Source organism: Pseudoalteromonas sp. CH_XMU1449-3 (genome assembly GCF_037027245.1).
GTDB lineage: Bacteria > Pseudomonadota > Gammaproteobacteria > Enterobacterales > Alteromonadaceae > Pseudoalteromonas > Pseudoalteromonas shioyasakiensis.
Genome location: NZ_JAYMDY010000009.1, coordinates 164856 through 187003, shown reverse-complemented (window position 1 = coordinate 187003; position 22148 = coordinate 164856). Strand labels below are relative to the sequence as shown.

Annotated in this window: 24 protein-coding genes; 10 read left to right on the top strand and 14 right to left on the bottom strand. The window is 41.5% G+C overall.

Going from position 1 to position 22148, the window contains the following annotated elements; all coding sequences use genetic code 11:
- The first annotated feature begins 86 nt into the window (after positions 1–86).
- From WA256_RS13150 to ccoG, 6 genes are all read left to right on the top strand, one after another.
- On the top strand, positions 87–413 hold the full coding sequence (locus tag WA256_RS13150) for a hypothetical protein (RefSeq protein ID WP_054553080.1): 327 nt from the start codon (positions 87–89) through the stop codon (positions 411–413).
- A 1-nt stretch (position 414) separates the two neighbouring features.
- Positions 415–696: a YeaC family protein gene (locus WA256_RS13145; RefSeq protein WP_054561213.1), complete on the top strand. Its 282-nt coding sequence runs from the start codon at positions 415–417 to the stop codon at positions 694–696.
- The gene (locus WA256_RS13140) at positions 686–3367 is read left to right on the top strand and encodes a DUF349 domain-containing protein (RefSeq protein WP_335992091.1); all 2682 of its coding nucleotides are present in this window, start codon (positions 686–688) and stop codon (positions 3365–3367) included. The genes WA256_RS13145 and WA256_RS13140 overlap by 11 nt, the downstream gene beginning before the upstream one ends.
- A 54-nt stretch (positions 3368–3421) precedes the next feature.
- On the top strand, positions 3422–3979 hold the full coding sequence (locus tag WA256_RS13135) for a DUF1439 domain-containing protein (RefSeq protein WP_054561215.1): 558 nt from the start codon (positions 3422–3424) through the stop codon (positions 3977–3979).
- Positions 3980–4090: 111 nt separating this feature from the next.
- Positions 4091–5497 (top strand): sigma-54 interaction domain-containing protein, encoded by a 1407-nt coding sequence (locus tag WA256_RS13130; protein ID WP_335992085.1) that lies wholly within the window; start codon positions 4091–4093, stop codon positions 5495–5497.
- A 151-nt stretch (positions 5498–5648) separates the two neighbouring features.
- Positions 5649–7031, top strand: coding sequence for a cytochrome c oxidase accessory protein CcoG (ccoG, locus tag WA256_RS13125; protein ID WP_335992081.1), 1383 nt, complete (start codon positions 5649–5651; stop codon positions 7029–7031).
- A gap of 37 nt (positions 7032–7068) precedes the next feature.
- Here ccoG and WA256_RS13120 read toward each other — a convergent pair whose 3' ends face one another.
- The 3 genes from WA256_RS13120 to WA256_RS13110 all read right to left on the bottom strand — a co-directional run bounded on the left by WA256_RS13120 (position 7069) and on the right by WA256_RS13110 (position 9230).
- Positions 7069–7485, bottom strand: a complete 417-nt coding sequence (locus tag WA256_RS13120) for a hypothetical protein (protein WP_175080755.1) — start codon at positions 7483–7485, stop codon at positions 7069–7071.
- A gap of 185 nt (positions 7486–7670) precedes the next feature.
- Positions 7671–8576 (bottom strand): M14 family metallopeptidase, encoded by a 906-nt coding sequence (locus WA256_RS13115; RefSeq protein WP_062565364.1) that lies wholly within the window; start codon positions 8574–8576, stop codon positions 7671–7673.
- A 63-nt stretch (positions 8577–8639) separates the two neighbouring features.
- Entirely contained in the window at positions 8640–9230 is a 591-nt protein-coding gene (locus tag WA256_RS13110; RefSeq protein ID WP_058584759.1) for a hypothetical protein, read from the bottom strand.
- 152 nt (positions 9231–9382) lie between these two features.
- On the opposite strand from WA256_RS13110, the gene WA256_RS13105 reads away from it, so the two are divergent.
- Positions 9383–10420 carry an AI-2E family transporter gene (locus tag WA256_RS13105; protein WP_058584824.1) on the top strand — a complete coding sequence of 346 codons (1038 nt, stop codon included), beginning with the start codon at positions 9383–9385 and terminating at the stop codon, positions 10418–10420.
- 63 nt (positions 10421–10483) lie between these two features.
- On the opposite strand, the gene WA256_RS13100 is transcribed toward WA256_RS13105, so the two are convergent.
- The 5 genes from WA256_RS13100 to WA256_RS13080 form a co-directional block, all read right to left on the bottom strand.
- On the bottom strand, positions 10484–10900 hold the full coding sequence (locus tag WA256_RS13100; protein WP_269407685.1) for a hypothetical protein: 417 nt from the start codon (positions 10898–10900) through the stop codon (positions 10484–10486).
- Positions 10887–12224, bottom strand: a complete 1338-nt coding sequence (locus WA256_RS13095) for an ATP-binding protein (protein ID WP_058584761.1) — start codon at positions 12222–12224, stop codon at positions 10887–10889. The genes WA256_RS13100 and WA256_RS13095 overlap by 14 nt, the downstream gene beginning before the upstream one ends.
- A complete protein-coding gene (locus tag WA256_RS13090; RefSeq protein WP_054552907.1) occupies positions 12218–12892 on the bottom strand; it encodes a response regulator transcription factor in 675 nt (224 codons plus the stop codon). Before WA256_RS13090 ends, WA256_RS13095 begins: the two co-directional genes overlap by 7 nt.
- Positions 12893–12894: 2 nt before the next feature.
- Entirely contained in the window at positions 12895–13146 is a 252-nt protein-coding gene (locus WA256_RS13085) for a PepSY domain-containing protein (RefSeq protein WP_054552908.1), read from the bottom strand.
- A 151-nt stretch (positions 13147–13297) separates the two neighbouring features.
- Positions 13298–13597 carry a YciI family protein gene (locus WA256_RS13080; protein ID WP_335992062.1) on the bottom strand — a complete coding sequence of 100 codons (300 nt, stop codon included), beginning with the start codon at positions 13595–13597 and terminating at the stop codon, positions 13298–13300.
- 176 nt (positions 13598–13773) lie between these two features.
- Between WA256_RS13080 and WA256_RS13075 the strand changes: the two genes are divergently transcribed.
- On the top strand, positions 13774–15198 hold the full coding sequence (locus WA256_RS13075; RefSeq protein WP_063527282.1) for a sodium-dependent transporter: 1425 nt from the start codon (positions 13774–13776) through the stop codon (positions 15196–15198).
- Positions 15199–15258: 60 nt separating this feature from the next.
- Here the strand turns inward: WA256_RS13075 and WA256_RS13070 are convergent, their stop codons facing one another.
- Together WA256_RS13070 and WA256_RS13065 are read right to left on the bottom strand one after the other, a co-directional pair.
- Positions 15259–15897, bottom strand: coding sequence for a CPBP family glutamic-type intramembrane protease (locus WA256_RS13070; protein ID WP_054552911.1), 639 nt, complete (start codon positions 15895–15897; stop codon positions 15259–15261).
- A gap of 58 nt (positions 15898–15955) precedes the next feature.
- Positions 15956–16543 (bottom strand): inner membrane-spanning protein YciB, encoded by a 588-nt coding sequence (locus tag WA256_RS13065; protein WP_054561224.1) that lies wholly within the window; start codon positions 16541–16543, stop codon positions 15956–15958.
- 193 nt (positions 16544–16736) lie between these two features.
- Between WA256_RS13065 and WA256_RS13060 the strand changes: the two genes are divergently transcribed.
- Positions 16737–17006: an HU family DNA-binding protein gene (locus WA256_RS13060; protein WP_054561225.1), complete on the top strand. Its 270-nt coding sequence runs from the start codon at positions 16737–16739 to the stop codon at positions 17004–17006.
- Between the two features lie 137 nt (positions 17007–17143).
- Positions 17144–17716, top strand: coding sequence for a type 1 glutamine amidotransferase domain-containing protein (locus WA256_RS13055; protein ID WP_054561226.1), 573 nt, complete (start codon positions 17144–17146; stop codon positions 17714–17716).
- Between the two features lie 54 nt (positions 17717–17770).
- Here WA256_RS13055 and trpA read toward each other — a convergent pair whose 3' ends face one another.
- The 4 genes from trpA to trpD are packed head-to-tail and all read right to left on the bottom strand — an operon-like array spanning position 17771 to position 22148.
- Complete coding sequence (trpA, locus tag WA256_RS13050; protein WP_055021153.1) at positions 17771–18583, bottom strand: tryptophan synthase subunit alpha; 813 nt, start codon at positions 18581–18583, stop codon at positions 17771–17773.
- Positions 18580–19764 carry a tryptophan synthase subunit beta gene (gene trpB / locus WA256_RS13045; RefSeq protein ID WP_138619900.1) on the bottom strand — a complete coding sequence of 395 codons (1185 nt, stop codon included), beginning with the start codon at positions 19762–19764 and terminating at the stop codon, positions 18580–18582. The genes trpA and trpB overlap by 4 nt, the downstream gene beginning before the upstream one ends.
- 7 nt (positions 19765–19771) lie before the next feature.
- Positions 19772–21136: a bifunctional indole-3-glycerol-phosphate synthase TrpC/phosphoribosylanthranilate isomerase TrpF gene (gene trpCF / locus WA256_RS13040; RefSeq protein ID WP_335992055.1), complete on the bottom strand. Its 1365-nt coding sequence runs from the start codon at positions 21134–21136 to the stop codon at positions 19772–19774.
- Positions 21129–22148: an anthranilate phosphoribosyltransferase gene (gene trpD, locus WA256_RS13035; protein WP_335992051.1), complete on the bottom strand. Its 1020-nt coding sequence runs from the start codon at positions 22146–22148 to the stop codon at positions 21129–21131. Before trpD ends, trpCF begins: the two co-directional genes overlap by 8 nt.

Below are 22148 nucleotides of genomic sequence, written 5' to 3'. Positions count from 1 at the left end.
AAATTCAAATAAGACATCGACTCATAAAACAAGTACAATAAAGGGCGCCTAAAGGCGCCTTTTTTATGCGTAGTATGGAGAAAGATATGGCGATTATTAGTTGCCCGCAGTGTGCAAAATCAATATCTGACAAACATAAGCAATGCCCGCATTGTGAATGCCAAGTCACCGATCTAAGCAATGAGCAATTGCAGCAAATGCAAAAAGAAACGCGCATTCGTAGACAACAAAAGTTTATGAATCAGTCTTTCCTCGCACTGATTTTATTTTTAGGGGGCTTTTTCTGTTATTACTTTATGCACCCCGAAGCAAAGTCTCTTGAGTGGTATGCCTATACATCGGCAATGGCAGTAGGTTTTGTGTGGTATCTTGTAAGCCGCATCTATTTAGTTGTTTTAAAAAAGAAAAAGTAACATGAATATTGATCACATCGTTAAAAATATCACCCCAGAAGTATTTGAACGTCTTCAGTATGGTGCCTCAACGGGTAAGTGGCCTGACGGCACTCCTTTGTCTGAAGAACAAAAACAACAAACCGTTCAACTCGTGATGCTTTATCAAGCTAAAGTTTCGCAAAGCAATGAGCAGTTTACCATTGGCGCAAATGGTGAAATGGTGCAAAAGAGCAAAGCTCAATTGCAAAAAGAATTCGCATCAGAAAATGAAATAGCTAGGTTTAGTGAAAATGATCTTTAAACACCTGTTTACTCCAAAGTGGAAGCATCCTAAAAACCAAGTGCGTTTAGCTGCGGTAGAACGTCTTGATACAGAGCGTGACCTTAGCATCTTAAATAGCATTGCCCTTGAAGACAGCTCAGCTGAGATCCGCAAAAAAGCATTAAATAAAGTGAACGATATTGTTTTATGGTGGCAAGCATACAAGCAAGACCAAGCACTTAAAGACGTTGCAGAACAGCATATTAACCAAGCGGTTTTAAATACCGATAGCCAGCTAGATGCAAATATCAAAAATGAGTTTATTGAGCGTTATGCACCAGTCAAAACTCTTGAGAAACTCGCCTTTGCAGAAAAAGAACTTCAAGTTCGTGTTAAGTTATTAAAGCGTTTAGCAAACCCAAGCTTAATTGATAAAGCTTTTAAAGAAGGCCGTGAAGAGCTGCAATTGCAACTTGTTGAGCTTGTGATTAATCATCAACTTGCTAAATCACTATTAAAGCATGCAAAAGGTGAGGCACACACACAACTGGCGACTCATCTTGACAATGAACGCTTAGCGATAGAAATGCCTGCCAAAGTAGAAGCTGATACACGTGTAGTATTAGCAAAGCTTAATGCGCTTCGTGATAAAAATGACTTTCAGTTAGTGTCGATGCAACATGCTGAGTTATTACAGCAGTGGCAAGCTATCGAACTAAAATGGCTGAGCGATGAGCAAGTAAGCACGCTAGATAAAAAATATTCAGCGATTACGCAAAAGCTTGAATCTCATATTGCAGTTTTAAGTAAAGAGCATGAAGCAGCGCAGCAAGCGTTAGCTGAGCAACAACGTCAAGTATTAGCACTTGCAAGCCTTGAAGCAATTGGCGAAGAAATTGAAAATGCATTGCAATTAGGCTTAGAAACGCCAGAGCAAATTCAGCAAGATTGGCTCGAGGCAAAAGTTGCAGAGGCAAAAGATGCGTTAGCAGAGGCGAACTTATCTGAGAACAAACATGTTAGTGATGTAAAACTGCACTTAACAAATTTATTTAACCAAGTCGAACAGTTACCGCAACTGGTTAGTGCTATTGCTGAGTTTAAAGAGGCATTTGATCAATTAAACTCAGTTGCGACAACCGAAGACGAAAGCGAGTTTGACGGGCTAAAACAGCAGTTTGAGCAACAGCAAAAAATAGCACGCAAAAAGCTGGCAAGTATTCCTAGTCGTTTACAAGGTCGCTTTAAAGCCAATTTAGCTGAAGTAGTAAACAGCTGGCAGCAAGCGATGGCACCGCTAACGAATAAGTTTGAGAAAAATCAACAAACAGCTAAGCGTAAAGCTCGCGATGTAAAACGCTTAATTGACCAAGGTCGCTTTAATGTTGCCTTTGGTGTGTTTAAAGGTTTTGAAGAGCTATACGCAACACTTACAGACTATTACAAGCAGCCATTAAATAGCTTGAAAGCTGATTTAGAAACACAGTTAGCAGAAGCAAAAGATTGGCAAAAATACGCATCAGCGCCAAAGCGTGATGCATTACTTGTTGAAGTAAATGAACTTGTTGCAACCGAGTGCACAGACCCTAAACAACGCGCAGAGCAAGTTAAACAGTTACGTCGTCGTTGGAATGAGTTAGGGCGTTTAGATACTGATGCAGAAAAGCAACAAGGCGAGTTATTCGATCAACAAATTGAATTACTGTTTGCGCCGTGTCGTGAGTATTTTGCAGAGCAGGAGCAACAACGTGAGCAAGCTAAAGCACAGCGCGTTGAAATAATCTCGCAAATGCAGCAGTTAACAGAGCTTGATACCTCTTCTGATGAGTTTGATTGGAAGCAGTTTGAAAGCAAGTTTAACCGTACCGCTAAAGCGTGGCGCTCTGCAGGCAATGTAGATCCTAAAACATACCGTGAACTACAAACGCAATTTAAAGCTGCGCAATCACAAGTTCAAGGTCAACTTGCTGCATTTCATAAAGCAAATGCTGAGCAAAAAGCTGCACTTGTTGAGCAAGCAACACAGTTATCGCAAAGCGATGATTTAGCTGCTGCGTGCCAGGAGCTAAAAGCACTTCAACAAACATGGCAGACTATTGGCTTTGCTGGAATGAAAGCTGAAAACACTTTATGGCAGCAATTCAGACGAGTTAATGACGACACCTTTGCTAAGCGCAGTGCCGAGTTTGAACAGCAAAAGCAAGTTCAGCAACAAAATGACGAAGTTGCCGCAGAGCAATTAAGTGAGCTTGAGTCTGCACTTGAGACCGTGGTGCACCTTGCACAGCTTAAAGATTTAACAGTGAAGCTTGCAGAGCTTGAGTACTCAAAAGCATTATCGGCACGCGTGACTCAGTTAGAGACCGCGATTAGCGCAAAAACAGCGCTGATCAGCAAGCAAGCAGAGCAGTCTAAGTTAACGGCTTTGTTTGCAGCTCTTGAGAGCGGCAGTGAACTGCCGTCGCAATTCCAAGCTTCATTAACGACTAGCTTAACTGCTGAGCAGCTCTTAACACGTATCGAGATTCTTGCAGGTGTTGAGTCTGCTGATAGTCAGTTACGTATGACAGAACAAGTTGCGATGTTAGATGATAAACACCGTGGTGAAAAAGCCGATGTTTATTATTACTTAAAGCAATTACTTGCAGTCAGTGAGGGTTCAGTTTCTGCTGACACACTAGCAAGGCTTAAAGCAATATTTGCAATTTAACGAATAAAACCGCTTTTTTAAGCGGTTTTTTTCCGTGTGTTTGTGAGGAAAACAATGAGAATTTTATTACTACTTACCTGTTTATTTTTAGGGGCATGTAAAAGTACAGATCAAGGGATGTCTGTTTACTCGTTTACCAATTCTGAAATTGAAGCAGCCCTTGCTAATCAATTACCAAAACTAAGTGAACAGATTAAGCTGATGGGCTTACCAGTTGATTTTGCGGTAAACGACCTGAGTGTCAATGTTGGCCCAGATAAGCGCGATGTGGTGGTTTTAGGGGCCGATTCTAGTGCTGTCATCAAAGCGTTTGCGCTTAAGTATCCAGTACGTTTAAAGCTACAAATTGAAGGTAGCCCGTTTTATGACAGCGAGAAAAAAGCGGTCTTTTTACGTAATGTAAAACTGGTTGATACAACAATCGACACCGCGGGTTTTAAGGGTAGCTTAAACTTATTAGATGACCAAGCAATGCAAGTGATTAACGGCTTTTTAGCGGTTAACCCTGTCTATAAGCTAAATATGAACGACCCTAAAGTCGCACTGTTGAGTAAACTACCATTGGATATGAAAGTATCTCAGGGTGAAATTATATTAGTGCCCACACTATAAAACTATTCGATATATTAAAGCGGCTTCTAGCCGCTTTTTTTGTAATTGCTTGTTAAGCATGTTGAACCTTGTCATAATTGCTCGTGATATTTCGCGAATTGAGTGATGGCTATGATCAAGGAATTTTTAAACGACCCCACATTACTGCTAAATGCCGTAGGTGAAGGTATTTATGGCTTCGATTTATCGGGTAATGCAGTTTTTGTAAACCCTGCTGCGGAGCGCATGACGGGCTGGAAAGCAGGCGAACTCCTTGGTAAAAAAATACATCAATATCATCATCACACTCGTAAAGATGGCTCACCATATCCCGCTGATGAATGCCAAATATATTGCACAATGTTCGATGGCAAACACCGTCATGTAAACGATGAAGTATTCTGGCGTAAAGATGGAAGCTATTTTGCTGTTGAGTATACTTCAACGCCAGTTTATAAAAATGGTGCCTTGATTGGGGCAGTCGCGATTTTTCGCGATGTATCCAAACAACAGCAAACAGAAGTGGCGTTACGTGATGCCTTAGCACAAGTTCAGCACTTATCTGAGCAGCTACAAGCTGAAAATGCTTACCTTATTTCAGAGTTAAACGAAGATTGGCAAGACTCTGGCTTAGTTGGGCAAAGTCATTCATTTCAAAGTATGCTCGAGCAAATTACTTTGGTGAGCCAAACCAATAGTACGGTTTTGATTTTAGGTGAAAACGGCACGGGTAAAGAGCTAGTGGCACGAAACCTTCACCGCTTGAGCAATCGTGCTGAGCAACCTTTCATAAAAGTAAACTGCGCGGCGTTTTCCGCCAACTTAATTGAGTCTGAGTTATTTGGTCATGAGAAAGGGGCGTTTACTGGCGCTAATGAACGCAGAAAAGGGCGTTTTGAACTTGCTGATAAAGGCACTTTATTTTTAGATGAAGTGGCAGAGCTGCCATTAGAGGCGCAAAGTAAATTACTGCGTGTCCTACAAGAGCAAGAGTTTGAACGCGTCGGGGGCAGTCAAACTTTAAAAGTTGATATCCGAGTGTTAGCTGCAACAAACCGTAACTTGTGGCAAATGGTTGAGCAGGGTAGCTTTCGAATGGACTTGTATTATCGCCTAAATGTCTTTCCTATTCGTGTGCCTGCGCTTCGTGAACGCAAGGAAGATATTCCACTACTTGCAGCAAATATTATTACGCAGTTAAACAAGCGCTTAGGTAAACAGTTAAAAGGGCTAAGCAAAGCAACACTCACTAAGTTAGCTAATTATGATTGGCCTGGTAATATTCGTGAGCTACAAAATATCCTAGAACGTGAAGCTATTCTGTCTAAGCAAGCTGTATTACAGCTGTCTGCACCTTTGAGTAACGAGCAATCAAATGAGCAGGTGGTTTCTCTTGATGCTGTACAAAAGCAGCATATTTGTGAGGTGCTAAAACGCTGTAACGGGCAAATATCAGGTGAAAATGGTGCCGCAACCTTGCTGGGCCTGCCAGAAAGTACCCTGAGATCAAAGATGAAAAAGCTGTCAATAAAGCGCTAATTCGTGATATATCGCGAGTATTCGCGATATATCGTGCTTTTGAACGTTTGGATACAAATTTAATTATTTAATATCAATGACTTATTTTTAATTTGTGTTGGCCTGATAGTTGCTCTGTCAGGCTATTACCGACACAAAAGTAAGTAGCAAAATGAAATTTGATATTAAAGAGCAAGACTTAATCATCAAGCCCTACAACCAAGAAGGGCCAATTTATATTCGTGAGCAAAAGGGGTATTTCCAACGAATCCGCCGTTACTTAGGCTGGGTGCTAATGCTGACGTTCATCGCCATTCCGTGGATCCCCTATGATGGCCGTCAAGCTGTATTACTCGACGTAGCCAGCCAAAAATTTACTTTATTTGGCTTAACGCTATTACCACAAGATTTTATGATCTTAGCCATGTTATTTATGACAGGGGCGTTTGCTTTGTTTTTCGTCACTAACTGGTTAGGTCGTGTCTGGTGTGGTTACACTTGCCCACAAACAATTTGGATGCTGATGTTTACTTGGGTCGAACATAAAGTGGAAGGTAACCGTAATCAGCGTATTAAACTTGATAAAGCTGATTGGTCAGTGAGTAAATGGCAAAAGAAAATCACTAAGCATGCAGCTTGGCTGGTTATCTCTTTGCTTACATCTATGTCATTTATGGCTTATTTCATCCCTGCTAAGTCTCTATACATGAGCTTATTTACCTTAGAAATGTCTGGGATCGTCAGCTTTTGGGTATTCCTGTTCGCTTTTTGTACCTATGGTAATGCGGGATTCTTACGTGAAAAAATGTGTACTGTCGCATGCCCTTATTCACGTTTTCAATCAGTAATGTTTGATAAAGACACGTTAGTTGTTACCTACGATCAAGCGCGAGGGGAGGCTCGTGGTGCGCGTAAGCGTAAAGCCGATCCTAAAGAGTTAGGCTTAGGTGACTGCGTAGACTGTAACCTATGTGTTGAAGTATGCCCAGCCGGTATCGATATTCGTAATGGCTTGCAGTATGAATGCATAAACTGTGGCTTATGTATTGATGCGTGCGATAGCACTATGGAAAAATTCAACTATCAAAAAGGCCTTATCAAGTACGCCTCTGAAAAACAAATGGAAGGCAAAACGACCAATCCATTTAGGTTAAAACTGCTTGGCTATGGTGGTTTAACAGCGCTGTTTGTCGTGGGCATGGTTGTGTGGATGGCAATGCGTACACCTATTGAGGCTTCTGTCATTCGTGACCGTAATGCCCTGTACCGTGTAAATTTTGAAGGCTTAGTAGAAAACCCATATACCTTATCAATTATCAACAAAACACAGCATAGCTTGAGCTATTCAATCGGCATCAGTGGTATTGAAGAGGCAAGCTTACAAGTGCCTGAAACGATAACTGTTGAGGCAGGTCAGATGAAGCGTGTGCCTGTCACTGTGGTTGCAGATGGCTACGAGCTGAAATCAAAAGTAACGCCTATCAGTTTTCATATTCAAGCATTAGAAGATGCTGATATCGCAATAACTAAAGAAACTAAGTTTTACCGAGATTAACCTCAATCACGGCTCTAGAAACGAAAATGGCTTGTTTTTAACAAGCCATTTCTGCAAATTCGAGCTGCTTCAGGACATAAGCCTTAGCGCTGTCTAAATCATCAAATAAACAGTCCATTATTTGAATCGGTGATTGCGCTTGCGCAATGATGCGTTTCATCTGATTAAGCACAATAGACGAGCTAAACATATAAGCGGTGGCTATACAGTTAGTGCCTTGCAGGGCACGAAATAATTGGGTAAAACCACGTTCTGCATCAGGGGTGGTAGCAAGTAATTGGGTAGAATGACTAATATATGCCCACGGCTTTCCAGCTAAAGCAGAAATATGCTTTTTTAAATCGACTGCAAAGTCATTGACCAAACGTGCGTTAATATTACCAGAAAATTGTCCAATAATAATTGGACCATCGGTGATGATACTGACACTGCCATAGTGATTCTTAAATTCCAATTTGCTTCCCTTTTGAATTAAAAAGAGCGCGAATTTTATACAATTCTATGTATGTGTCTAGTTATTTAGTATACAAATTTCAAAAAACATAACTTTTTCATTAAATTTGTATATGTGTAAATTTTATCTAGTTATTTAGGTTTGGGGTGGATAAATCATTCACCCCAGATTTAAAATATAACTAACTATTTGTTAACAATATAGTTCAAAGCACCGGTAATTGAGGCTACTTGTGCATCAATACAAATTGCGTCATTGGCCTGTGGGCTATCAGGGTAAACCTCTGTTGTTGTGACATATTCTGCATCGGTTAAGCCCATACATAACCCCAGTTTTTTCGCTTGGTAATTAATTACACCAAATTGAGTTTGTGGCACACCAATCAACTGGTTATTCTCATCACTTGGTGCGATGTGGGTTACTTTTTCAACTGATTTTATAATCGCTGTTTGAAATGCATCATGCGGGCGCTCACTATCAGCAACAAGGTAAAAGCCATCCGGGATGTTCCAGTTATCGTGGGTCGTTGCATCACGTGCTGCTAGCGCAGGGCGAAACTCACTATTATCAGTGTCTGTAGTTTCGTGTAGGTCAATATGCACATAAGGTGCAATAGCGTTGTCGGCTAAATACTGCATGATTGCTGCAGACTCTTCAGCTGGGCTATCTGCATAGAAAGAGCGATTTGGATCAGTGGCATTTGGATTCCAGCGGTTAATCGTTTCATAACCCCATGGGCTGATACACGGAGCCACTAAAATATTAAAATCAGCAAAGTAGTCTTTGGCACTTCTCTTAGCGAACGCTAAAGCACCATGCACACCACTTGTTTCGTAACCATGAACACCACCGGTAACCAGCACAACAGGTTTATCAGCTTGCCACTGCTTGCTCTTTAAAATGTAAAGTGGGTATTTGTCGCTGTCGTAACTTAATGCGCCATATTGCTCAATACTGAAATCGCTTGCTAAAGAGTCTAGTTGCGATACAACATCATCTAAATAGCTACGCTTTACTGACTGTAATTCAAACCATGCTTTCTTATCTTCTTCGTTCCACGGCTTACCTGGGGTTCCAATAGGGTAACTCATAAAATACCTTGTTGTGACTTGCTGCAAAACGCCAAGCTTATCTAAGCTGTTAAGCTGCTGCAACTAGATAAGCTCAGTAGTAAAGTTACCTTGCTCGTACAGCTTTGCATGATGGTGCTTATGGGTCTCAAATAAGTATTTACGCAGTGCATCTTCACCCTGACACACTTTCACTATTTTTCCGGCAATTCCTTTGCTGGTCGTTCGTATTGGCTTTACGCTAAGTATAACGTGTTCTTCACTAGGTAAATTAAATGCCAACAGTATCTCTTTATTAAGATCGGGTGATTGACGCTTTGGCTTGAGTAACACGCCTGTGCTTGATAAAGACAATATTTGAAATTGCTCTGTGTGTATTTCGAGATCAGGCGTACGCCAGCTGCGTTCGATACCTTTGGTATCTATTACTTCTGGTGCGCTAAGTACAGGGATCAGCTGGCCATTCTCGTCCTTGGTAAATTCAAGCGGAAACCACAACTGATAAATCCCTACTTCAGCCAGTAGTGTCAGTTTGGCATTGGTAAGTAAGCCATTTAATTTATCAGGCAAATTAAGCCTAACAGACATTTTTGTATCGGTTGGATCGCTATCAGTCCGTTCAGCCTCGAATAAACGGTTGAAAAAAGAGAGTTCTTGTTCGGATAAATGTGCCATATAAAGCTCCTTTTAAAGCACGCTTACTTATATGTATCATAAATTGTTCAAATTATGCACGTATAATGAGCATTAATTGTGCCAGCTGCTTTGTGATTTCTTTTGCGGCGTATTTCACTTACACTGATAAAAAAACTAACAAGGATTTTATTTTGTCGAGCCTGACTGGTGTAAATAAAAGTTTAGTGATATTTGCTGCTTTAGTCGTTGTTTTAGCGGGTATTAAAGCTGCAAGTGTGATTGTTATCCCATTTGTGTTGGCAGCCTTTATTGCCATTATTTGTAATCCCTTAATTCGTTTCTTTGCCAAATACGGTATCCCTAAAGGGATTGCCGTTGTGTTTGTGATGTTGATGATTGTTGGTGTAGGGATAAGCCTTGCCGGGTTGGTTGGGCAATCGATGACCGACTTTTCTGAAAAGCTGCCTGAGTACAAAGCACAACTAAAAGAAGAGTTTGTCTGGGTGGTTAATGTCGCAGCGAGTTATAACATTCTGATTGATAAAGAACAGATCATCTCTTTATTCGATCCGGGCAAAATGATTGATGTTGCAACCAACATGCTCACAGGCCTCGGTGGCGTGATGGCGAACCTGTTTTTGATCATCCTAACCGTGGTGTTCATGTTGTTTGAAGGACCTATGCTGAGCAAAAAAGTGCATTTAGCACTGGATGATCCTGAAATGAAAATGCAGCAGGTTGATCGCTTTTTAGATTCAATTAACTCTTATCTGGCTATTAAAACGCTGGTTAGTTTAGGCACAGGTATGCTTGCAGGCTTTATGCTTTGGGCACTTGATGTTGATTATTTTATACTTTGGGCTGTAGTGGCCTTTATGCTTAACTACATTCCTAATATAGGCTCTATCATTGCCGCTGTGCCTCCAGTGTTGCTCGCTTTGATCACTCAAGGTCCACTGGTTGCAGGGTTTATTGCTGGTGGCTATTTAGTTATAAACACGGTGATGGGTAATATCGTCGAGCCGCGTTTTATGGGTAAAGGGCTGGGTTTATCGACGCTAGTGGTGTTTTTATCCTTGATTTTCTGGGGCTGGCTGATGGGGACCGTGGGTATGCTGTTATCAGTTCCATTGACCATGATAGTTAAAATAGCTTTAGAGACTAGTCAAGAAGGGCGATGGCTTGCTACCTTGCTTGGCAATGGCGAAGAGCTAAAACTTGAAGATTAAAAAAGGCGCTTAAGCGCCTTTTTATCTTTCAAAATGATTAAGTGTTATTGCGGATTGGTATTATTACTTTAGAGGTCGCTGTAAAACCTGCACATGGTTTTTTAGGATCTCAATTTCGCATTGCTTGTAGGCAATAGCGGCTTTTGTACCATTTGGCATTTTTTGTAAATAACGCCAACGACAGCTGTCTTCTAAATAACGCTCTTGGTTCTTGATGCTGCGATTAAAAATCGGTAGCAATTGGCTGTTACCGGTATCTTCTTTGATTTTCTCAAGATCCATAGTGAGCTTATTAATCCACATCTTTTGGTCACGCTGAATATCAGCGATAACTTGATCAAGACATTGAATATAGCGTTTTGTTTCATCGGTATTATTGCTAGTAAGCTCACACGTTTGCTCTGCTTGAGCATGCGATGCACTTGCAATTAAAGCTAAAAAGCTGCCTTTTACGAGTATTGATGTTTTATTTTTTATCATGGTAATTAAACTCTAATATAAACTCAGCACCGGCTAGTTTCTCTGCGTCTTTAATGGTTAATGTGCCATTATACGAGTTGACTAAATCCGACACGATAGCCATGCCGACACCATGGCCGCTTTCGTAGGTATCGAGTCTGGTACCGCGAGTTAGTAATGATTCACGCTTGTGCTCAGGTACACCTGGGCCATCATCACTTATACTGAGCGTTAACTTTTTGTTCTGCTTAACCTTTATATCGACCTGTGAACGGCAAGCTTTACAGGCATTATCGATTAAATTACCAAGTAGTTCCATCAAATCTGTTTTATCACCTAAGAAATAGTCTTTTTCACTAACCTCTGAGGTAAATATAATATCTTTGTCGCGATAAACCTTGCTCATCGCGCTTAAGATTGAATCTATAACAGGCTTAATATGGGTTTGTTTCTTCCAGGTATCAGACGCACCTGTTGCAGCGCGCTTTAACTGGTGTTCGATCATCACATTAATACGGTCTAGCTGCTCTTGTGCATCCGCATCATTGGCCAATGGGCTAGATTTAAGCACTGCCAAAGGCGTTTTTAATGCATGAGCAAGGTCGCTTAATGACGCGCGATAACGCTCTTTTTGGCGCTGCTGCGATTCAAGCAATAAGTTTAAATCGGCTTTAATGGTTTGTAGTTCAACCGGGTAAAGACCTTTAATTTGTTGGTTATCACCCGACTCAATGGCTTTAATTTCTTTATCGAGTCGTTGCAGTGGCCTTGCACTCCAAACAAAACCAATTGCCATTAGCGCAGCAATGGCCACACCCATGACATACATCCAATTTACGAGTGTTTGCTTAAAGCCATCCATCAGCCTCAGTAGGGCATCATTACGCTTTAATAGAATAAAACGTGCATGCTCTGATTGATCAATGTTTTCTAAAATAACAGTAAGCGTTAATTGCCAGTAAACAGTATTGTTGTATTCAACACGGCGAAAATCAGCAGAGCCTGCAGGGGCTTCAAAGTTATCAGGAATAAAATTGATATTGGTCGCCGACTCAGAATACCAAACCGGTAAGTCACCGCGATAAACCATCGCGTAGGTGTCTGAGTTTAGTCGGTTTAGCTCTGGCGTTAAGATAGTACTTGGCATAACGATGCCGCGTTCAGTGAAATCAACTTCAGAGATTAATGAATATAAGTGAGCTTCGAGGGTTTTTTCGGTCGCTTCGACCAAAGAAGCGTAGTAAGCCTTACCAATTGAGAAAAACAGAATTGGTAGGGCGACTAATAAAACAAAGACAAGGATAAAACCTTGCCTTACTTTAAGCGGTATTTGCGATGCTACCACTGACTTTTTAGCCTATAACCACGGCCGCGTAATGTTTCAACTGGGTTAAGGGTACCATCAGGGTCAAGCTTTTTACGTAAACGCAACACGAAAACTTCGATTACGTTTGAATCAAGGTCGAAGTCTTGGTCGTAAATGTGCTCTGTTAGTTCAGATTTAGAAATTACCTTTTGAGGGTTAACCATTAGGTATTCTAAAACTTTGTATTCGTATGCCGTTAAGCTAAGCTCTTTGTCGTTTACCCATACTTGCTGTGAGCGTGTATGAATTTTAATAGGGCCAGCTGTCATTTCTGGGTTTGCTTTACCTGCGCTGCGGCGGATAAGTGCATTACAGCGGGCAATTAGTTCTTCAACGTGGAAAGGTTTAGTTAGGTAGTCATCCGCACCTGCATCTAAGCCTTCTACTTTATCTTGCCAACGGTCACGTGCCGTTAAAATCAAAATAGGAATAGTAATACCTTGTGCACGTGCTTTGGTAATTAATTCAATACCATCTACTTTTGGTAAGCCTAAATCGACTACCGCCATATCTAGCGGGTATTCGGTAATATGGAATAAACCAGCTTCACCATCGTGACAAAGGTCAACGCTGTAACGCTCTTTTTCTAGGGCATTACGAAGGTTATCTGCTAAGTGTAAATCATCTTCAATAACTAAAATTCGCATTCTTAATCCTTTTTCACTTCGCCAGTCTTTTTGTTCACATGGACATCAACCACATGGCCGTTCGTTTTTAAAATTCTTACGGTAAATACTTTATCTTGCTCTGTGATCTTCAGGGTTCGGCCGTCTTCAGATTTTTTGGCGATCGTCACAGCCTGCTTTTTAGTCACCTCTTGGGCTTGTTTCTTATTGGCATCAGCATGAAAGCTTGATAATGCAAATAAAAGACTAAAACTGAAGGCTAATAATATGCGCATGACGGGGAACTCCTAAACCAGACCCATTTAGTTTAATTAACCAATTAACTAAAATTCAAGTAATTACGTTAAATTCTGTAATTCAATAGCCAAATCTTAGTTAATAAGCCGTGAACAAACACTGAATTATTGATTCAGTTAAGTTCAGAGGTTAACCAAATACTTTTTTAAATGGTTTTACTATTGAGTTGTCGTAAACACCCGCCGCAATATACGGATCGTTTGCAGCCCATTCGCGTGCTGCTTCTAATGACTCAAATTCAGCAACCACTAATGAACCAGTAAAACCAGCGTCAGCCGGATCTTCACTATCAATGGCTGGTAATGGGCCTGCCGTAAATAAACGGTTTTGATCGTCTAATTCTTGAAGGCGTGCTAAGTGAGCAGGGCGTGCAGATTTGCGAGCTTCTAAACTATTTTCAACATCAGTTGAATAAATCATATACAGCATGGTGTGTTCTCAATGTTATTTTTAAAAAATAGTAGCATATTCTTAGCAATAGACGAGAGATTATTCGCGTAATAATCTTTACACAAACCCATATAACTTTAACTTATAAAGCTTGAAATACGCGGTGTAACACTGGTAGAGTCGCTGGGTTGAGAAAATAATAATAAGGTTTTTAAATGAGCGAAAAACGCGAGCATTTTAGCTCCCGCCTCGGTTTTATTTTAGCGGCAGCCGGTTCTGCTGTAGGTATAGGAAACTTAGTAGGTTTTCCTGTTTCAGCCACAAAAAACGGCGGTGGTGCTTTCCTTTTAGTCTATGCATTGTTTGTCATTTTTATCTGTTTGCCAGTGATGATGGCTGAAATGGCCATGGGTCGTAAAGCGCAAAAAGATCCACTTGGTTCATACAAATTTTTAGCGGGCAATGATCCAAAATGGAACTTTGCCGGCTTTTTAGCCGTATTAACGCCATTTATGATTGCTGTTTTTTATATGGTGATCACTGTATGGATTTTCGGTTATTTATCGCAAACCGCATTTGGTAATCTAGATGCCTTGGCCCAGCCAGATAACTTTGGCACTTTTATCAATAGCTACACCGTGTTTGGTTATATGGCCGTGGTTGCCATCATCGTTAACTTGATTTTAGTGGGCGGTGTTAAAGAAGGTATTGAAAAAGCGGCTAAGTTTATGATGCCAGCTTTATTTGTACTACTCACCGCATTGGTTGTATACGTACTAACTCTTGATAACGCAATGGCCGGTGTTAAGTACTATGTTGTGCCTGACTTTTCAAAAATGGATGCCAGCGTATTAAATGGTGCATTAGCTCAAGCGTTTTTCTCGTTGTCACTGGGTATGGGTATTTTAATGACCTATGCATCGTATATCTCTAAGAAAGATGACATTGTTGGTAGTGCAAAAATGGTTGCAGTTACTGATTCGATGGTGGCATTTATTGCTGGTCTAATGGTGCTTCCAGCTATTTTCAGTTTTAACCCAGATACTGACCCAAGTACTTTATCTGACTCGTCAGTATCGATGATTTTTGTCTACCTACCAAAAATTTTATTAGCGTTACAAGCTGATATTGGCTACCTGGGTGCATCAATTGTTGCGTTTGTATTCTTCTTACTTGTCTTTTTTGCTGCAATTACGTCACTTGTATCAATTGTAGAGGTGCCAACTGCAACACTAAGTGACCGCAAAGGTATCAGCCGTAAAAAAGCACTGGCTATCTTAACTTTATCGACAGGTGTATTGACTGTGCTATGTACCATGTCATTTGGTATGGTTGACTCGCTTACAAAGTTTGTTAGCTATGGCGGTGCAGATAAGAGCTTATTTGATATTGTTTATGATGTGTTTTACGACACAATTTTACCGCTTAATGGTTTAATGGTGTGTTTATTCGTTATGTATCGTTGGAAAAAAGCGAACTTATCAGCAGAGCTAAGCCAAGGCTGTGAAGGTTATATTGGCAGCTTCACTGAGAAGTATGTGAACTTCTCGCTATCAACGTTTATCCCTGCCATTTTATTACTAATCTTTGTAAATACGGTGGCCACTAAGTTTTTTGCATTTAGTATTTTCGGATTTTAAAAACCAGTTCAATACTTAGCCGCGCACTTTGCGCGGCTTTTTTATACCTACCTTTTTATTTTAAAAGGCCCCGGCATCAAGCACATCACCCAAGCCAAGGGTAAACATCCACAGTCCCCATAAGCTGTGTTCAATCACACACACGAAGGTCGAGCGGCTTTGCGCGTACGTATAAGAAAACAACAGCCCCCCTAAAAATGCCAACAATACGGCCAATACATTCGCATAGACAATATGCGCCAACGCAAACACTGATGCGCTGACAATAATACGCACTGTTTTACTTGGCATAATGCGTTTATAACGATGGAAAAAATAGGTTCTAAAAATAAGCTCTTGTGGCATCACTGATAAGATAGGGTAGAGCAATAACAACATTAGCCAATCGTTAAATGAGTTTCGAGGCAGTGAAAACCAATTTTCTTGATTCATGATGCCGTAAAACATTCCAGAGAATAGCGCCCCTAAAAAGAAGAAACTAAATAAGCGACGTTTTACCGCACTAAATTGCCCAAGGCTTGTTAAACGAAAGCGTTTAAAATGGGGATCAGATAAAAGCAACATGCCGCACACGGCCATTAAAATAATAAGGGCAGGAATAAGCCAGTTAGCGAGGTAGGCACGAAGAAAGAAGCCTAATAGCGGCAAAGAAACAAATATGAGGGTAAATTCAAGCCAGCGGTATTGGTTAGCGTTCAATGTCGTCTCAGCGTGTTTTTTGTTTACGCTAACAAGCTAAGACGACAGATTTATGACATTAAGATTGCTTTGGATCTTTCTCTTCGTCATCTTCAGGTAAGTATTTGAACAGGGTGATGATCGTTGCTAACACGCAAACAAAGGTAATGCCCATTAAGCCAAACACTTTAAAGTTAACCCAAAAATCGAGCGAGAAGTTATAGGCAATGTAGATATTCAGCGCCGAGATACCTGCAGTCACGGCAACCCAAAATAGGTTAAGCTTATTCCAAAGGGCTTCAGGTACATTGATTTCTTGTTTACTTTCAGAGGCATTTTCTAAAATCGAGCTAAGTGCTTTTTTCACTAAGTTTTTGCCAAGTACATAGCGGCTTACTAACAAAGTAACACTGAAAATGGCATACACAATGGTGGCTTTCCATTTAACAAACTGCTCATCGTGGAACACTAAGGTGAGGGTACCTAACACCACCGCTATAGCAAAAAACACCCAGTGACGGGTTGGCACTTTACCATCTTTAAAATAACAGTAAGCAACTTGAATTAAGGTGGTTAGCATCAGCAAGGCTGTTGCCCAATAAATATCAACTAACTTGAAAACCGCAAAAAATAGAATCAGCGGGATGTATTCAATAATCGCATGCATAAATTTATAAATGCTCTAATTTAAAAAGATACTGGGTTGTATCAAGTTATCACGCAAGATACAAGGTTGACTTAACAGCCCTGAAAGCTTAGCCTCCCGAGCCAATCTGGCCTAAACCTGCGTTTAGGTTGTTTTACCTTATCTTTTCCGCTTAACCTCAGATGATTAAGCGGCGTATTTTGGAGCACTTTTTATGAATAAAGCCGCGTTAGTATCGCAAATGGCTGCCCACAGTGAGTTAACAAAAAAAGACACACAAGCTGCCTTAACCAGTATGTTAAATGCTATCGAAAAGTCTCTTTCTGAGGGCGACCAAGTGCAAATTAATGGCTTTGGTACGTTTGCCTTAAGTTATTACCCAGCACGCAAAGGACGCAACCCACAAACCGGTGAAGAAATTGAAATAGAAGGCGCTAACAAGCCAGTTTTTAAACCTGCTAAAGCACTCAAAGACGGTTTATAAGCAGGATTTGCAAAGCGGGTGTAGTATTTACAGAGCATAAATAGAACACCTGGAAATTTATTCAATATTTTCAATCTATTAAGTTTGGCATGTTGTCTGCTATTAATTGTTTAGGTTTACCTAAATAAGGAGATAACATGTCAAATTTAAATAGCCAACTGAATGGTAAAAAGATTGCCATTCTTGCAACCAATGGTTTTGAGCAAAGCGAGCTATTGTCACCACGAAGCGCATTATTAGAAGCTGGTGCACTTGTCGAAGTTGTGTCACTTGAGCGTGGTGATATCACAGCATGGGATGAAAACCAATGGGGTGAGCGAGTCAGTGTTGACCGTGTAGTCAGCGAAGCTGACTCTGCAGAGTATGACGCGTTACTTCTGCCTGGTGGCTTATTCAACCCAGATACGTTACGTCAAGATAGCGAAGCAAAAGCCTTTGTTGATGGTTTTTTCAGTGCCGGTAAAAATAAACCTATCGCTGCGATTTGCCACGGTCCATGGCTATTAGCCGAAATTAACAAACTACGGGAGCGCAAAGTAACCTCATACCCAAGTATCAAAACAGATTTGATCAATGCAGGAGCTAATTGGGTTGATCAAGAGGTGTGTGTAGATGAGGGCATAGTCACAAGCCGAAGCCCAGCCGACTTAGAGGCCTTTAATCGAAAATTCATAGAAGAGATTAAAGAGGGTGTGCACCGCCATCATTAATTGTTAAGCACAAAAAAGGGCCTTTATGGCCCTTTTTGAAGTAATAAAACAAACTTACTTTGTAGCTGCTTTCATACTGGCTACAAATTCTTTTAAACCAGTTAGCATCGCTGCTTGGTCATCAAGGTTTGCCTCGATAATTTTAACAACAGCTGAGCCTGAAATCGCACCAGCGGCTCCTGACTCAAGTGCTGATTTAACATCTTCCGGTGTTGATACACCAAAGCCTAATAATGCCGGTGCAGCATGGTAATCTTTTAGTTTTTTAACTAATGAATCTGCTGGCATTTGTGCCTTGGTTTCTGTGCCTGTCACACCTGCGCGTGAAAGAAGGTATGTGTAACCACGGCCATATGACGCACACTCTCGTAAAGTGTCATCATCAGCATTCGGTGTAGCAATAAAAATTGGGTCGATGCCATTTTTCATTGCTGTTTGGCGAAATAGCTTTGATTCATGTAGCGGCACGTCAGCCACTAAAATTGAATCGACACCGGCTTCTTTAGCATCTTGATAAAACTTCTCAATGCCACGTTTAAACACTAAGTTTGAATACAATAACAGGCCAATTGGAATATCGGCATTGTACTGGCGCACTTGTTTGATGATATCAAAGCAATCTTGGGTATTGATGTTTTCATCAAGTGCACGAATGTTGGCCGCTTGGATCACCGGGCCATCTGCAATCGGATCAGAAAATGGAATACCTAGCTCAAGGGCATCGGCGCCGCCATCAATTAAGCTTTTGATGATTTCTACGCTCAGTGCTTTATTAGGATCGCCAATCGTAACAAAGGGTACAAAAGCACCTTGGTTTGTTTCATTTAATGTGGCGAACAGTTGTCCGTAACGATTAGTCTGGCTCATAGTGCGCCTCCTTCTGATAAAACACTGTGTACGTGAGCCAAATCTTTATCGCCTCGGCCGCTTAGGTTAACGACTAAAATAGTGTCTTCGGTTTGTTGCTCGGCATATTTAAGGGCATATGCTAGGGCATGGCTTGATTCAAGTGCAGGAATGATCCCTTCGTTCTTAGCCAGTAGTTGGAATGCTTCAAGCGCTTCAGTATCGGTAATACCTACGTACTCAGCACGGCCAGTTTCATGCAAGTGAGCATGCTGTGGGCCAACAGCTGGGTAATCAAGACCTGCTGATACAGAGTAAGACTCTTCAATTTGGCCATCATCATCTTGCATAATGTAGGTATAGGTCCCGTGTAAAATGCCTTTGGTGCCTTTACATAAGGTTGCACCATGCTGGTGGGTATCTAAGCCTTTACCTGCAGGCTCTACACCAATTAGTTTTACGCTTGGTTCATCAATAAAGTCTGTAAACATACCAATAGCGTTAGAGCCACCGCCCACACAAGCAAGCACAGCATCCGGTAAGCGACCTTCTGCTTTCAATACTTGTTGTTTTGCTTCTTCACCAATCATTTTTTGGAACTCACGTACCATGGTTGGGAATGGGTGAGGGCCTGCTGCAGTGCCTAGTAAGTAGTGAGCATCTTTGTAATTTGCTGACCAGTCACGCAGTGCTTCGTTTACGGCATCTTTTAAGGTACCAGAGCCCGCTGTGACAGGAATAACCTCTGCGCCCATTAGTTTCATACGAAATACATTTGGTTGCTGACGTTCTACGTCTTTTGCACCCATGTAAATACGGCATTTTAAGCCAAGTAGGGCACAGGCTAGGGCCGTTGCAACACCGTGTTGGCCGGCACCTGTTTCTGCAATGACTTCTTTTTTACCCATACGTTTGGTAAGGAGTGCTTGACCAAGTACTTGATTGGTTTTGTGCGCACCGCCGTGCAGTAAATCTTCACGCTTTAAATACAGTTTTACCTTAGGGTTTTTAACTAAGTTACGTGTCAGTGTTAATGGTGTAGGGCGACCTGCGTACTCATTTAATAGTTTTTCAAACTCAGCCTGAAAAGCTGGATCGTTTTGTGATTTATTAAACTCTGCTTCTAGTTGCTTGAGTGCTGGTACAAGCAGCTGTGGTACAAACATACCACCGAATTCACCGAAATAAGCTGGATTTTGCATTCTAACCTCAATAATTTCTGATATGCGAAAACGCATTTTGTAATTTTGTTTGGCACTTTTTACCCGCTGACGCTTCAACGCCAGAATTTAGGTCAAGGCCGTTAGCACCGCGATAAAGCGCTGCGTGAATATTTTCTGGGTTTAAACCCCCGGCTAACATAAATGGCACGGTTGCCGTCTCAAGCACAGACCAATCAAATGCTTCGCCTGTACCGCCTTTTTGGCTTTTGCTGTAAGTGTCGTATAAATGGCGATCAACACCTTCAAGCGGTTTAGGTAATTCACCTTTAACGGCTTGGGCTTTCCAAATTTCACAGCCAAGCGGTAATTGCTTTCTGAGACTTTGAATATATTTGCTATTCTCATCGCCATGTAATTGCACGGCCGCTAATTTTAAGCTTTGCGCATAATCGACCACTTGTTCAAGCGGTGCATTAACAAACACACCTACATACGCGAGTGGGGCACTTTGCGTAACTTGCTTGGCACAGTCGATATCAACATAGCGCGGTGACTTAGGATAAAAAATTAAGCCACCATACACAGCACCACTTGCGTAGGCTGCCATCGCATCTTGTGAACGGGTTAAACCGCACACTTTGTTCTCACCTAAAATCACTTTACGACACGCGGCTTCTAAGTCGCGTTCAGCCATCAGTGAGCTGCCAATTAAAAAGCCATCGCATAATGGCGCAAGGCGTTTTACATCTTTATGGGTATAAATGCCCGACTCTGAGATCACCACTTTGTCATTTGGGATAAGCTGACGTAAACGCTCTGTTGTTGCAAGGTCAGTACTTAAATCACGAAGGTCGCGGTTATTAATACCGATAAGGCTCGCATTAAGTGCAAGAGCACGACTGACTTCTTGCTCATTGCTAACTTCAGTGAGCACCGACATGTTTAAAGAGTCAGCCACCTTATGAAGCGCTAAATATTGCTCGTCATCAAGGACTGAGAGCATTAATAAAATGGCATCACCACCAGAAAGGCGTGCTAAATAAACTTGGTACTCATCAATAAAGAAGTCTTTACAAATAAGCGGCTGTTCAACTTGGCTGCGCACATACTCAAGGTACTCATAGCTGCCTTGGAAATATTTTTCATCCGTTAGTACGCTCATACAGGTTGCGTACTTTTTATAAACCGATGTAATTTCCTCTAAATTGAATGGTTCGCGAATAAGTCCTTTTGACGGTGAGGCCTTTTTACATTCTAAAATAAACTGCGTACCGGTTGCTGCTAATGCACCTTCAAAGTCTCGCTTGGTTGGCACAACCTCGCTAATGAATGATTCAAGCGGGCGCTGTGCTTTTCTTTGTTCTAATTCAATACGTTTGTCGGCAACAATTTTGTCTAACACGTTAGCCATGACTTACCCCAATAATTGCGTTCAATGTGTCCATCGCTTTGCCTGATGCTAATAATTCGCTTACTTGATCTGCGGCTGCTTTTAAATCACTTGCTTTATCGGTTAAATAAAGAAGGGCGGCAACATTGGCTATAATGGCTGCGTTATGCGCCATTTCACCTTGACCTTGTAAAATCGCTAAGCTTGCTTTTGCGTTATATTCTGGGCCTTGGCCTGCTAATTGTTCAAGTGAATAGTTTGCAAGACCAAAATCGCTCGCTGTTAGCGTGTATTCGCTCAGTTCACCGTTATTAAGTTCAACCACTTTGGTTGGCCCGTGCAAGGCAATTTCGTCAGTGCCTGCACCGTGAACCACCATAGCGCGTTTTGTGCCAAGGGTTTTTAAGGTTTCGGCCATTGGTAAACACAGCGAAGGGTCATAAACACCAAGCAATTGCACCTCAGGGGCAGCAGGGTTGGCCAGTGGCCCTAAAATATTAAAAATTGTGCGGCTTTTAAGGGCCGTACGCACACCCATCGCATGGCGTACACCACTGTGATAATGCGGCGCAAATAAAAATGTAAAGCCGGTATTTTCTAAACAATGGGCAGCTTGCTCAGGGCTCATATCTATATTGATACCCAAGGCTTTAAGTAAATCCGCAGAGCCCGAATTACTCGACACACTGCGATTACCATGTTTGACCATATTGATGCCCGCAGCGGCGGCAACAATAGCAGCCGTGGTACTAATATTAATTGTGTTTGAGCCATCGCCACCGGTACCACAGCTATCGGCAAGCAAGGTTTTGCTGGTTTGAAATGGCACTGCATTGGCACGCATTGATGCTGCAGCACCGGCGATTTCATCACTTGTTTCGCCTTTTAGTTTTAGGGCGATAAGTGCAGCAGTTAATTCAATATCATTAAGCTGGCCACTCATGATGGCGTCAAACAATTCAGTTGCTTGCGAAAATGATAAATCTTGCTTTGCTAATAATTGGTTTAACTGGGTTTGAGTTGTTGCTTCCAT